The organism is Corynebacterium sp. S7, from assembly GCF_054401105.1.
Genome location: NZ_CM136760.1, coordinates 2,624,482 through 2,637,279, shown reverse-complemented (window position 1 = coordinate 2,637,279; position 12,798 = coordinate 2,624,482). Strand labels below are relative to the sequence as shown.

At 57.0% G+C, this 12,798-nt stretch carries 11 protein-coding genes; 7 read left to right on the top strand and 4 right to left on the bottom strand.

Going from position 1 to position 12,798, the window contains the following annotated elements; all coding sequences use genetic code 11:
- Positions 1-42: 42 nt before the first annotated feature.
- The 6 genes from ACXZ66_RS12500 (at position 43) to exaC (ending at position 7,390) form a co-directional block, all read left to right on the top strand.
- Positions 43-1,029: a DUF4272 domain-containing protein gene (locus tag ACXZ66_RS12500; protein WP_458749177.1), complete on the top strand. Its 987-nt coding sequence runs from the start codon at positions 43-45 to the stop codon at positions 1,027-1,029.
- 234 nt (positions 1,030-1,263) lie between these two features.
- Positions 1,264-3,123: a molecular chaperone DnaK gene (gene dnaK, locus ACXZ66_RS12495; protein WP_458749176.1), complete on the top strand. Its 1,860-nt coding sequence runs from the start codon at positions 1,264-1,266 to the stop codon at positions 3,121-3,123.
- 78 nt (positions 3,124-3,201) lie between these two features.
- Positions 3,202-3,912 carry a nucleotide exchange factor GrpE gene (gene grpE, locus ACXZ66_RS12490; RefSeq protein WP_458749175.1) on the top strand — a complete coding sequence of 237 codons (711 nt, stop codon included), beginning with the start codon at positions 3,202-3,204 and terminating at the stop codon, positions 3,910-3,912.
- Between the two features lie 167 nt (positions 3,913-4,079).
- The gene (gene dnaJ, locus ACXZ66_RS12485) at positions 4,080-5,282 is read left to right on the top strand and encodes a molecular chaperone DnaJ (RefSeq protein ID WP_458749174.1); all 1,203 of its coding nucleotides are present in this window, start codon (positions 4,080-4,082) and stop codon (positions 5,280-5,282) included.
- 23 nt (positions 5,283-5,305) lie between these two features.
- The gene (locus ACXZ66_RS12480; protein WP_458749173.1) at positions 5,306-5,713 is read left to right on the top strand and encodes a heat shock protein transcriptional repressor HspR; all 408 of its coding nucleotides are present in this window, start codon (positions 5,306-5,308) and stop codon (positions 5,711-5,713) included.
- Between the two features lie 156 nt (positions 5,714-5,869).
- A complete protein-coding gene (gene exaC / locus ACXZ66_RS12475; protein WP_458749172.1) occupies positions 5,870-7,390 on the top strand; it encodes an acetaldehyde dehydrogenase ExaC in 1,521 nt (506 codons plus the stop codon).
- A 79-nt stretch (positions 7,391-7,469) separates the two neighbouring features.
- On the opposite strand, the gene ACXZ66_RS12470 is transcribed toward exaC, so the two are convergent.
- From ACXZ66_RS12470 to ACXZ66_RS12460, 3 genes are all read right to left on the bottom strand, one after another.
- Positions 7,470-9,239: a pyruvate dehydrogenase gene (locus ACXZ66_RS12470; RefSeq protein WP_458749171.1), complete on the bottom strand. Its 1,770-nt coding sequence runs from the start codon at positions 9,237-9,239 to the stop codon at positions 7,470-7,472.
- An 81-nt stretch (positions 9,240-9,320) separates the two neighbouring features.
- On the bottom strand, positions 9,321-10,505 hold the full coding sequence (locus ACXZ66_RS12465) for an alpha/beta hydrolase (RefSeq protein ID WP_458749169.1): 1,185 nt from the start codon (positions 10,503-10,505) through the stop codon (positions 9,321-9,323).
- 2 nt (positions 10,506-10,507) lie between these two features.
- A complete protein-coding gene (locus ACXZ66_RS12460; RefSeq protein WP_458749168.1) occupies positions 10,508-10,753 on the bottom strand; it encodes a hypothetical protein in 246 nt (81 codons plus the stop codon).
- 89 nt (positions 10,754-10,842) lie between these two features.
- Here ACXZ66_RS12460 and ACXZ66_RS12455 point away from each other — a divergent pair, with 89 nt between their 5' ends.
- Positions 10,843-11,634 carry a carbon-nitrogen hydrolase family protein gene (locus ACXZ66_RS12455; RefSeq protein ID WP_458749166.1) on the top strand — a complete coding sequence of 264 codons (792 nt, stop codon included), beginning with the start codon at positions 10,843-10,845 and terminating at the stop codon, positions 11,632-11,634.
- On the opposite strand, the gene ACXZ66_RS12450 is transcribed toward ACXZ66_RS12455, so the two are convergent.
- Positions 11,617-12,768, bottom strand: coding sequence for a hypothetical protein (locus ACXZ66_RS12450; protein ID WP_458749165.1), 1,152 nt, complete (start codon positions 12,766-12,768; stop codon positions 11,617-11,619). The genes ACXZ66_RS12455 and ACXZ66_RS12450 overlap by 18 nt on opposite strands.
- Positions 12,769-12,798 lie beyond the last annotated feature (30 nt).

Here is a 12,798-nt window from a genome sequence, read left to right as displayed (position 1 = left end):
ATTGGGCTGCACAACGACGCAAGATAGATCAAAATTGAACCCATGCAGGTCACCGCCATCACAACTATTGCGCCCAACGACGAACAGTTTGCCGAGAATATTTCCGAAACTATCGGTTCCTTAATCAATGCTCTCGCCGACGCAGGACTGCCCGTGACCGGCGCGGATGTCGCAGACTCGCATGCACTAGCTCGGCTAGTCACTAGGGCCGCAGCCGTGTATCAGTTTTACCGGGACGAGGATTATAAGCCCGTCCAACTTGTCGAATTTTCTGATCTTGCGGCACAAGGTCCCACAGTTTTCCAGATCGGAAACGGGCCTCTGCGCAATATCGATGGCGAAAACTTGCAAGCCCCAGGTATGGAAATCAAGGTCCCTGTGGCAGAGGACGCGGTGCGGCGCAGGCAATCGTCGATAAGCAAGCTCGATGCCCGAGGCTACGCCGTCGATTCCGCCGTGCCACCTGTGCTTGGCATCCGTGAGGCGAGGCTGCGTCCGGCAGACGAGCTGCGCGCGATGATGCGCATACAATCGCTCGTCGGTCATATCGCAGGGCTGGTTCTTGCAGGCGAGCCGCCGGAGACCGATGATCTTGTCAGCGTCGGACGTGAGCTAATGTCGCCGCGCGAGAGGGATTTCCTCCGCGAGGTCGGTGCGATGATGGCACCGGGGGAGCGGTTTAGCGTTTCAAGCTCGCTTTACGACGAGGCGCTTGTCCACCTCACTGCCACGGCAGCAGCCGAGGCGCTTGCTTGGGCAATTGGCAGGATCGAGGTGGCGGGCTCGCGCCTGCATGCTTCCGAACTGGACCCAGCTGCCTGGCGCATTGACGTGTTGCGATCAGGGGATGGGCAACTAAAAAGCGTTGAAGAATGCGTTGTTGCCTTGGACCTTGTGCATCTGCTGCATCATTCGCAGCCCGATTGGCTAGATTCGGAAGGCAAACGCATTGCGCGCGGGTGGAACCGCGCCCTAGGCTGGGCGCTGTGGCCGGAAGGGCAGTGGGGGCAAAGTGAGCGGGTTATTTAATATTTTCGCTTTGCACGGACTCACATTAAGTCCACAGGTAGATAAATTAATGGCTTTGACCTGCGATAAATAATAAAGTTGAGTGTGGTTGGAATAACTCTCGCGTGATTTCGTTGTAAGAGTTGAGTGCTTCATGCTCAAGGTTGCGGAAACGATGTGTTAGAGTGTTTTCAGAAGTTGAGTAGAAGCCAATCAACTTAACAATGAACATCATCTATATAGGAGGAAATACATATGGGACGCGCAGTAGGCATTGACTTGGGTACCACCAACTCGGTTGTATCTGTTCTAGAAGGCGGTGAGCCAGTAGTTATCGCAAACTCTGAGGGCTCACGCACCACCCCATCCGTCGTTGCTTTCGCAAAGAACGGCGAAGTCCTGGTTGGCCAGTCGGCAAAGAACCAGGCAGTTACCAACGTTGACCGCACTATCCGCTCCGTCAAGCGCCACATGGGCACTGACTGGTCTGTGGAGATCGACGATAAGAAGTACACAGCACAGGAAATCTCCGCACGTACGCTGATGAAGCTGAAGCGCGACGCAGAGTCCTACCTGGGCGAGGAAGTTACTGATGCAGTTATTACCGTTCCTGCTTACTTCGAGGACGCACAGCGTCAGGCAACGAAGGAAGCTGGCCAGATTGCAGGCCTGAACGTTCTTCGTATTGTCAACGAGCCAACCGCAGCAGCACTGGCTTACGGCCTAGAAAAGGCTGACAAGGAGCAGACCATTTTGGTCTTCGACCTTGGTGGCGGTACCTTCGACGTCTCCCTGCTGGAAATCGGCGACGGCGTTGTTGAGGTTCTTGCAACCGCTGGTGATAACGAGCTCGGCGGCGATGACTGGGATCAGCGCATCGTTGACTGGTTGGTAGAGAAGTTTAAGTCCGCTAACGGCATTGACCTGACCAAGGACAAGATGGCTCTCCAGCGTCTGCGTGAGGCAGCTGAGAAGGCAAAGATTGAGCTGTCTTCTTCCCAGTCGGCATCGATTAACCTGCCTTACATCACCGTGGACGCAGACAAGAACCCACTGTTCTTGGATGAGACCCTGTCTCGCACTGAGTTCCAGAAGATCACCTCTGACCTGCTGGATCGCACCAAGGCACCTTTCAACCAGGTTGTGAAGGACGCTGGCCTCTCTGTTTCTGAGATTGACCACGTTGTCATGGTCGGTGGTTCGACCCGTATGCCTGCCGTAACCGATGCAGTCAAGGAGCTCACCGGTGGCAAGGAGCCAAACAAGGGCGTGAACCCTGACGAGGTTGTTGCAGTCGGCGCTGCTCTGCAGGCTGGCGTTCTGCGCGGCGAAGTCAAGGACGTGCTGCTGCTCGACGTCACCCCACTGTCTCTTGGTATTGAAACCAAGGGTGGTGTGATGACCAAGCTGATTGAGCGCAACACCACCATTCCTACCAAGCGTTCCGAGACCTTCACCACCGCTGAAGACAATCAGCCTTCGGTGCAGATCCAGGTCTTCCAGGGCGAGCGTGAAATGGCATCCGCAAACACCCTGCTTGGCTCCTTCGAGCTCGGCGGTATTGCACCTGCACCACGTGGCGTCCCACAGATCGAGGTCACCTTCGACATCGACGCAAACGGTATCGTGTCTGTCTCCGCTAAGGACAAGGGCACTGGCAAGGAAAACACCATCACCATTCAGGATGGTTCCAAGCTGTCGCAGGAAGAAATTGACCGCATGGTTAAGGATGCTGAAGAGCACGCTGAGGAAGACAAGAAGCGCCGCGAAGAGCAGGAGACCCGCAACAACGCGGAATCCATGGCATACCAGACCCGCAAGTTCTTGGACGAGAACGCCGACAAGGTCTCCGAAGACCTGAAGGTTAAGGTCACCGCTGCAGCAGACAAGGTCGACGAAGCTCTTAAGGGCAATGACCTTGAGGCAATCAAGTCCGCAGTAGATGAGCTCTCCACCGAATCCCAGGAGATGGGTAAGGCAATCTACGAGGCTGAGGCCAACACCGGTGCTACCCAGGCAGACGGTGCTCCAGAAGGCGATGACAATGTCGTTGATGCTGAAGTTGTCGAAGATGACGAAGCAGAAGGCGCTGACAAGGGCCAGGACAAGAAGTAATCGCTCGCGGCACCCCGTTAATTCCTTTCGAGTTACACGGGGCGTCGCCTGATTAAAAGAAAGGCAAGGTGAAGCCCTATGGCTTCAAATTCAATGCCGAACGATCCTGGCAATCCTGAGAACACCGACCCGGAGAACATCAGCCCTGACCAGGCTGAGCAGGAAGCACAGGACGCGGCGAAAGCGCAAGAAGACGCACGTGCGGATGCTGCAGAAGATGCGGCAACTGAAGGCGAGAGCGTATCTTCTGAGATTGACCCTGAGCTAGAAGCTGAAATCGACGAGGCACTTGCTGGTGTCGAAGCGGAAGCGCAGGCTGACGCTCAGGAGAAGACCTTGGAAGAGGAGTTGGCGGAACGTACCGAGGATTTGCAGCGCCTGAGCGCTGAGTACGCGAATTACCGTCGTCGTACCGAGCGTGAGCGCTCCGTGATCTCCGATAATGCGAAAGCAAACCTGATTACGCTGTTGCTGCCGCTGCTCGACGATTTGGAACTCGCTCGCCAGCACGGCGATCTGGAAGATGGTCCGCTGAAGTCTATCGGCGACAAGTTTAATAATGTGATGGAAGGCCAGAACGTGAAGTCTTTCGGTGAGGAAGGCGACGCCTTCGACCCGGAGATCCACGAAGCGGTACAAGACCTTTCTACCGGTGACGAAAAGGTTGTAGGCACCGTGCTCCGCAAGGGCTACCGGTTGGGAGAACGCCTTGTGCGCAACGCAATGGTGATCATTGCTGACCCGGCCAGTCCAGCTGAGGGTTCGACGCAGTCCGACTCGGAAGCGTAATTAGAGAGCGATAGAGTAAATGGCCGGGGAAGTGAAGCACGTACGTCACTTCACCCCGGCCATTTTGGCTCGCAGATAGCTATAACTTCATCATTTTAGTAATTTTTAGACAAAAGAATTTAGAAAAACTTCAACGCAGATAATAATTAGAAAGGAGGGGATGGCCCGTGGCTATGAATCGTGAATGGGCAGATAAAGACTATTACGCGGACTTGGGTGTCTCCTCGTCTGCTTCAGCAGATGAAATTAAGAAGGCTTATCGTAAACTCGCACGTGAGAACCACCCGGATCAGAACCCGGGCGACAAGAAGGCAGAAGACCGCTTCAAAAAGGTCGCGGAGGCATACGATGTCATCGGTGACGAGGCGACTCGCAAGGAATACGATCAGCTCAAATCTATGATTGGTTCTGGAGGGTTCCAGCGCTTCGGAGGGGGCGGAGGTGCCGGATCGCCCGGTGGGTTTCGCGAAACGTCGGGGGAGTACGACTTCTCGGACCTCTTCGGGGACGGATTCGGAGACGGATCCAGTGGAGGATTTTCTTCGGACGGCGGTTTGGGTGACATCTTCGGCGGCCTCTTTAATCGTAGCGGCGGTACTAGCCGGACAACTCGGCCGACGCGGGGGTCGGACGTCGAAACGGAAATTACGTTAGATTTCCGCGAGGCAACCCAAGGTACCACTATCCCCCTAGAACTCTCCGGTGAGGCACCTTGTACCACGTGCCACGGATCAGGATCCCGCTCAGGGAAAACCGTGACATGTAGCGTCTGTTCCGGCTCCGGATTTGTTAGTGAACAAAAGGGTGCCTTCGGAATGTCGCGCCCATGTACTAACTGTGGAGGCACAGGCCAGGTCATCGAAGACCCATGTCCAACATGTTATGGCCGTGGCACAGTGCACCGCACTCGCTCGATCACAGTCCGCATCCCAGCTGGTGTGATTGATGGGCAGAAGGTGCGCCTTGCAGGCCAAGGCGAGGCCGGTCCGAATGGAACCCCAGCAGGTGATTTGTTCGTTCACGTCCATGTTCGCCCCGACAAAGTGTTCACCCGCTCCGGCGACGACCTTGAAGTGACCGTCCCAGTTTCCTACCACGAGCTTGTACTCGGCGGCACTGTGACAGTTCCTACTTTGGACAAGCACGTCAAGGTGAAGATTCCGGCAGGAACACCCAATGGCAGGACGCTGCGCGTTCGCGGTCGGGGAGTGCCAAAGCAGTCCGGGCAGGCAGGAGACTTGCTGGTTACCGTAGATGTGCAGATCCCGAAGAATCTGGATGCATCGGCCACGAGCGCTCTGCGCTCCTATGCCCAAGCTGAGAAGGACTCTGGCTATAACCCACGTCGTGGGTGGGCCGGGGCTAACTAGGCAGGCGAGGAGGTGAAGTTAGCATGGCTGATTCGAAAGACAAAGAGGAGTACTACGTCATCTCGGTGGCTGCAGAGCTGACCGGGATGCACGCCCAAACCCTTCGTACCTACGACCGACTAGGACTTGTCACCCCTGCCCGGACTGCGGGTGGTGGGCGACGGTACTCGCGCCGTGACATTAATCTGTTGCGCACCGTCCAACGCTTGTCCCAGGAAGAAGGGGTCAATCTTGCTGGAATTAAAACCATAATTGAGCTCTCCAGCGAGATCGAAGACTTGCAGAACCGCCTGTCGGATGTCGAGGAAGAGAACCAGGAGCTGCGCGGAAAACTCACGCATGGCTACCGCCAAGGTGCGGAATTGGTTCATGTCCCCCGCTCGACGGCAGTGGCGATGTGGACGCCGCGGCGTCGTCGTCAAGCACAATAGGAGAAAAGCACCACCTACAAGTGGTGCTTTTCTTTTTGTAAAGGTTGCTGATTACCCCCTTAACAAAAAGTTCCTGAGGCGCACACCATATCCCCTTTAGTATGTAACTCAAGTCACTAGGGATCCCTAGTGGAAAGTGGAATGGGAGCAAGTTAAATGACCGTGTACGCAAATCCTGGAACCGAAGGCTCGATTGTTAACTACGAGGCTAGGTACGACAATTACATCGGTGGCCAGTGGGTGCCACCAGTGGAAGGCGAGTACTTCGATAACGTCTCGCCGGTCAACGGCCTTGTGTTTACCCAGGCAGCCCGCGGCACCGCTGCAGATATCGAACTCGCGCTTGACGCAGCACACAAGGCTGCCCCGGCGTGGGGCAAGACCTCGCCAGCAGAGCGTGCACTGATCCTGCACCGCATCGCGGACCGCATGGAGGAGCACCTCGAGGAGATCGCGGTTGCTGAGACCTGGGATAACGGCAAGGCAGTGCGAGAAACCCTCGCTGCCGATATCCCGCTGGCAATTGACCACTTCCGCTATTTCGCCGGAGCGATCCGCGCCCAGGAGGGACGCCTTTCGCAGATTGACGACGACACCGTGGCCTACCACTTTAACGAGCCGCTCGGTGTCGTGGCGCAGATCATTCCGTGGAACTTCCCGATTCTGATGGCAACGTGGAAGCTCGCTCCAGCTCTGGCTGCTGGCAATGCCGTGGTGATGAAGCCTGCTGAGCAGACCCCAGCGTCGATTCTTTACTTGATGAACATTATCGGTGACCTAATCCCTGATGGTGTAGTCAATATCGTCAACGGCTTCGGCGACGAGGCCGGTTCGGCGCTCTCGGGTTCCGATCGCATCGCGAAGATTGCATTTACCGGCTCCACCCCCGTGGGTAAGCTCATTAACAAGGCCGCCTCCGACAAGATCATCCCAGTCACCCTCGAGCTTGGCGGCAAGTCCCCGTCGATTTTCTTCCCAGACGTGATGGACAAGGACGATGCGTTCCGCAACAAGGCCGTCGAGGGCTTCGCTATGTTCGCACTGAATCAAGGCGAGGTATGTACTTGTCCCTCGCGCGCACTTGTGCACGAATCGATTGCCGACGAGTTCCTTGAGCTGGGTGTCAAGCGCGTGGAGAACATCAAGGTCGGTAACCCACTAGATACCGAGACCATGATGGGCGCGCAGGCCTCCCAGGAGCAGATGGATAAGATCACCGGCTACCTCGACCTTGGCCCGCAGGAAGGCGCTGAGACCCTGACCGGTGGCGCGATTAACAAGATCGATGGCCTGGAGAACGGCTACTACATCGAGCCAACGGTGTTTAAGGGCGATAACTCGATGCGGATTTTCCGCGAGGAGATCTTCGGCCCGGTCCTGTCGGTGGCAACGTTCAAGGATTACGACGAGGCAATCAAGATTGCGAACGACACCAACTTCGGTCTTGGTTCCGGTGTGTGGTCCCGTAACGGAAATACCGCCTATCGTGCGGGACGCGACATCCAGGCGGGTCGTGTCTGGGTGAACCAATACCACACCTACCCAGCTCACGCTGCTTTCGGTGGATACAAGGAATCCGGCATTGGTCGCGAGAACCACCTGATGATGCTGGGCCACTACCAGCAGACCAAGAACCTGCTCGTCTCCTACGCAGAGACCGAGACCGGCCTGTTCTAGAACGTTTCTGGCTACATAAAAGCGGTGCATGACGTCGAAGGTCGTGCACCGCTTTTGTGTGCTTCAGCTGTTTAGCTGCTTAAGCCAGGTGATTCGTGCCAATAGTTGCGGCCGCGCCAATGTTGCGGAGGTTGGTGCGCGCAAGGTTGGCCATGCGACCGACCCCGCCGCTGAAAACAGTCTTAGCAGCGGACTTAGAGAACCCGAGCATCATTTCCCAGGTGATGTTTGGCGGAATCGACAGGGCATCTGGATCAGTGACCATATCCACCAGCACTGGGCCAGGGTAGGCCAGTGCCTCGGCGATGGTGGATTCCAGATCCTCCGGGTCTTCGATGCGGAATGCCTTGATACCAATGGCCTCGGCAATCTTTGAGAAATTCACATGTTCGTGGTCAGTGCCGAACTCTTGGAGCCCGTCGACCATCATCTCGAGCTTGACCATGCCTAACGACGAGTTGTTGAACACCATGATCTTGATCGGAAGATCATGCAGCTTCACGGTGAGCAACTCAGAAAGCAGCATGCTTAAACCGCCGTCGCCGGAAAAGGAGATGACCTGGCGGTTGCGATCCGCTGCTTGTGCGCCGATGGCCTGGGGTAATGCGTTGGCCATGGTGCCGTGCTTGAAGGAACCAATCTCCTTACGCTTGCCGTTCGGAGTGATGTAGCGGGCTGCCCACACGTTGCACATGCCGGTATCCACAGTGAAGATGGCATCATCGGCGGCCAAACGGTCGATGATGCCTGCGGCGTACTCGGGGTGCAGTGGCTTAGCGGATTCCGGGTGCTTGCCCGTATACGCACCGATGACGTTGTCCAGCGCCCGCGCGTGCGCTTTGAGCTGCTTATCCAAGAAGGACCGGTCAGTCTTCTCCTGGATGTGAGGCAGAATGTTTTCAATGACGCAGCCGGCATCGCCGATAACTGGGTACTTCACGGTGGTGCGCCGACCAATATGGGCGCCGTTGATATCAATCTGGGCAACGTTCTTCTCTGGCAACCAATCGTTATAAGGGAAGTCCGTGCCGATCAAAATGAGCAGGTCGGCCTCGAACATCGCATCGCGGCAGGCCCCATAGCCCAATAGCCCGGACATGCCGACATCGAAGGGGTTGTCGTACTGGATGTACATCTTGCCGCCGAAGGCGTGACCGATCGGGGACTTGATCTTCTCGGCAAGTGCGAGGACTTGCTCGCGAGAATTCTTCACGCCCTCGCCACAGAACAGGGTGACTGTTTTGGCTTCATTGATGGCGTTGACGAGTGCGGCAGCCTCGGTAGGGTCAGGGAAGACCTTGGCATTAGAACCACGAGCAATTACAGAGGCAGCGGGTCCGCCTTCAACAGCATCTTGTTTAAACACGTCACCTGGAACGACCATGACGGAGACACCATTGCCTGCCATCGTCGACTGGATACCGTTGTGGAAAATACGCGCGCCCTGATCTGCGGAATGGGCCATCTCGCAGTAGCCAGAGCATTCCTGGAAAATCTGCTCAGGGTGGGTTTCTTGGAAGTACTGGGAACCGATCTGCAAGCTTGGGATGTGCGAAGCGATGGCAAGCACCTTCGCCCCATTGCGATGCGAATCGTAGAGGCCCTGGATGAGGTGGGTATTGCCCGGGCCACAGGAAGCGGCACACACTGCAAGCTCACCGGTGACAAGAGATTCTGCGCCAGCAGCGAAGGCCGCTGCCTCTTCATTGCGGACATGGACCCACTCGATGGAGCTGTCGCGCACTGCGTCTGAGAACGGGTTGAGGGAGTCGCCGACTAGGCCAAAGATGCGTTTTACACCTTGAGCTTCGAGCATTTTGACGACTTGGGTTGCGAAATTGTCAGCCATAAATTTTCTCCTTCGTTGTCGAGTCCTCATGATACTCCCAATGAAGGGCACTTTCAGAGTGGAATTACACCTGCCCCTGTTTCACCGTGGCGAGTTCATCTCTCGAATCGCATGATGCAACGGCAGGCTTTCCCAATGCCCGGCATGGCCTCCACCTCCAAGGTCGGGGATCCGGCGCGCGCCGAAGTACGGCGAGGCCGGATTCCGGCCGTGGAAGGCATAATCTCCGTAGCGCAGCAGCTGAATCTCATCGTCGAAGGTATCGGCAACATACACCTGAGGATCCGTCGAGTGCAGGTGGAGCTCGCTGACATGAAAGGCGTTGACTCCCGGAGAGCCCATCAACACTAGATTATCGGCGTGCAACCCATGCGTCTTGGCTGCCTCGACTGCCACGACCGTGCCATAACTGTGGGCCAACACCGTGTGGGTTGCCGTGGGAAACCGGTCAGCCAACCCGGCCTGGAAAAATGAGAGATTATCGGCACCCGCCTGCGCGTATTGCTCAGAGGAAGCATCGAATAAAAGAGACTGCGGGGCAGAATAGCCTAACCAGACCACCGTCGGCGTGCCTGTGTTTTTGGCCAAGGTGGAGCCACGATCGAGGTAGGAACCAAGGGCTGCTGCATCCGAGGATCCGACTCCCGCCACAAGAGTATTAATCGCATGCGGCTGCACCGATTCGATCTCTGCGGGCTCAACCCCAAGCAGCACCGACATCCCACCCTCGCCGGCTTCCAACACCACACCGTTGTGTTCTGCGACCAGTAAGCGATCACGGGCCGACAGCTTCTCTAAGTTGGTGGAATGTAATTGAGATAGCGGAACATCTGAAGCATCAAAGAGCAAGGCCATCTCGGGCTCGGCAACCTCATGGCTCATCAGCGCCAAAGCAGCGGCGACCTGGGTATCTATGCGTGCGCGTTCAAGTTGCATCAGCGCGATAAAACCCACAGCCTCGGGCATCAGCGGGCGAACCCGAATAGCGGCGTTCATCGTAGAAACACACAAAACTTCGGCCACGTGGGCGAGCAGGAGGACATCCATTGCCTCTGTGATCTTGTTGCGCGTCACCTCAAGATTCGCACGAAGTCCCCTAAACCGCGCCCGGGCGGCATCGGCTGCAGAACCCAGGAACTCTTCGTCGTCAAGCAGCGTGATCGCTGACGCAATGGCGGCGATGCGCTCGTCGATACCCGCGCGCAATGTGCTTAACTCTTCGCGCGCCGCCTCGTAGCGTTGTGGCGCAATGGAGGTCTTTGTCATGGTCAGGGCAGCTCCCAGGACTCGTCGAGTGCTTGGGCTTCCCGCAGAAATGCCACGACCTCGCGTGCGTGCTCGCTTGCGCGCGAACTATCACGCTTAATATGCTCGTGCCAGACCCCCGTCGCCGTGTCAAACGCGACGGAAGCCGCCGAAAGCTCAAGCGGATTGTTGGTGTGCGGTGGAGGCCAGCGGGGAACGAGCGAGGCGAGGCGCGGCGCCGTGGTGGTCTGAAAACGCAGAGTATCCATGGGTTGAGCATGGACGTAACGCAAGGATTTGGCGAATAGGGCCTGGAAAACCTGTGGATACTTTTGAGTTATCCACATATTGTTGGGTCATGCGTATTGGACTCGTGCAAATTACTACCGGCAATAATAAGATGGATAATTTCCGTATTGCGGAGCAGGGGATTCGCAAGGCGGCAGAGCAGGGCGCCAGCTTGATCGTGTGTCCGGAGGCGACGGCGCAGGCGTTTGACACCGGCAGGCTAGACAAGCAGGCAGAGGGCCTCGATGGGGAGTTCTCTACCGCGATGAAAGAACTTGCCGACGAGTTGGGCGTGGTCATTGTGGCAGGCATGTTCCAGCCCGCTGACGTGCAAGGAGCCATCCACCGCGTCTATAACACTGCGCTGATTACGGGGCGGGGCATGCACCAGGGCTACAACAAGATCAATACCTTTGACGCCTTTAAGTTCAAGGAATCCGATACCGTCAAGCCCGGCTCCGAGCGGGTAATCGTGCCTGTAGACGGCGTCAACGTTGGTGTTGCCGTGTGCTTTGATATTCGCTTCCCGCAGCTATTCCAGGATCTTTCGCGCGAGGGGGCGGAGGTCATTGTTGTGCCCACCAGCTGGGCCGATGGGAAGGGAAAACTGCATCAGTGGCGTGTGCTTACTGCGGCGCGTGCGCTGGATTCCAACGTGTTCATTGCTGCTGCAGGCCAGGCGCGGCCCGGCGGAAACTCAGAAGCAGGCAAGGAGAGCGGGCCAACGGGGGTTGGACACTCGTGCGTCATTGACCCGTTTGGCGAACAGGTGGCCGAGCTAGGTTACGAACCTGACGTGCTGGTGGTAGACATTGATCCGGAGCTGACTAAGAAGGCGCGGAAATCATTGCCGGTCCTGTAACCAGTCATCGTTGCCTTCGGGAGTAGAGACGAAAATATCTGCAGGGTACGCCTCTGCGCTGACCAGGGCGGAATAAACAGGGTCGACCGCAGCCTTGTCACCGCCAATAAACACAGTGCGCCCCCACCACATGCCTAGGCCGGAAACCAGCGTTGTAATGGGCACCGAGACCGGAACAATTGTCTCATCGGCAATGGTCAAAGGCTCAGAAGCAGATTGTTCGACGTGCAAGGTAACGCTGAGCCATTCGTTGGCTTGGGCGAGGCGAACAAACGTGGCCAAATCGTAGAGGTCCGCTGCGCTCTTAGCTGAGATGATCAGGCTGACATTGGGCCGAATTTCTTGTTCCAGAAGATGGAAGAGCAGGGACTTGATCGGTGCCAGGCCTGTGCCTAATGCAACTAGGAGCACGTCGCGCCGGGTTTCTAGATCACCTTCAAACCCGTGAAGAGCGGTACCAATTGTCCAGTAGTCCCCGCGCTGAGCGGGAACGTCGGCCGAGACGTGGAATTCCAGCTGGCCAAATTGATTCGCGGGCAGCGCCGGGGCGAGTTTCAGCCACGATCCACGCCGCGATGGCAGCATCACAGGAAGCACCTGGCCCGGGGCATAATCGACCGGGGTGGGAGACTCCAGATACACAATGCTCACAGACCGAGAAGCCCGCTCGACCGAGGAAACTTCTGCGGCGTGAGCAGGGGCAACACCGGCGAAGTCCGCCTCGGTGGCCGCCTCTTTCATCGTCTGACAGATCTGCGTAATCACCGCTTGGGCAGCGGTAACGCGCTCAGTGGGCAGATCGGTACCTATTACTTCGGCAAGGGAGCTGCCAAGAATCTCGCCGAAGGAGTCATAGGTATCCGCTGGGAAGCCGTGACGACGATGATCAGTACCCAGGGAGCGCACTCGTGTGGTGATTTTCTCGGGCAGGGGCTCGTCGATAAGCGAATGCTCGAGCACCCACGCGACGGCCAGCGGCAGCTCACGGTGCGCACCGGAGAGATCTTCCGGGAAGATCCCGCGGGCCTCGGGCACAAGCTCCAAGAATTGCTTATGGACGAGTGCGCGTAACCTATCCCCGCGCTCGCGCACGAGCGCACCTACATCCGCCAAGGTGGAAGCCGAATCAGACATATCACCAAGCATAGCTAGCGGAGTAAGCGG

Excerpts from the sequence above, each read along its gene's own strand:
- ACXZ66_RS12470 (WP_458749171.1), bottom strand. The coding sequence starts at position 9,239 with ATGGCTGACAATTTCGCAACCCAAGTCGTCAAAATGCTCGAAGCTCAA.
- dnaK (WP_458749176.1), top strand. The coding sequence starts at position 1,264 with ATGGGACGCGCAGTAGGCATTGACTTGGGTACCACCAACTCGGTTGTA.
- ACXZ66_RS12480 (WP_458749173.1), top strand. The coding sequence starts at position 5,306 with ATGGCTGATTCGAAAGACAAAGAGGAGTACTACGTCATCTCGGTGGCT.
- exaC (WP_458749172.1), top strand. The coding sequence starts at position 5,870 with ATGACCGTGTACGCAAATCCTGGAACCGAAGGCTCGATTGTTAACTAC.
- ACXZ66_RS12465 (WP_458749169.1), bottom strand. The coding sequence starts at position 10,505 with ATGACAAAGACCTCCATTGCGCCACAACGCTACGAGGCGGCGCGCGAA.
- ACXZ66_RS12450 (WP_458749165.1), bottom strand. The coding sequence starts at position 12,768 with ATGTCTGATTCGGCTTCCACCTTGGCGGATGTAGGTGCGCTCGTGCGC.
- ACXZ66_RS12460 (WP_458749168.1), bottom strand. The coding sequence starts at position 10,753 with ATGGATACTCTGCGTTTTCAGACCACCACGGCGCCGCGCCTCGCCTCG.
- grpE (WP_458749175.1), top strand. The coding sequence starts at position 3,202 with ATGGCTTCAAATTCAATGCCGAACGATCCTGGCAATCCTGAGAACACC.
- ACXZ66_RS12455 (WP_458749166.1), top strand. The coding sequence starts at position 10,843 with ATGCGTATTGGACTCGTGCAAATTACTACCGGCAATAATAAGATGGAT.
- ACXZ66_RS12500 (WP_458749177.1), top strand. The coding sequence starts at position 43 with ATGCAGGTCACCGCCATCACAACTATTGCGCCCAACGACGAACAGTTT.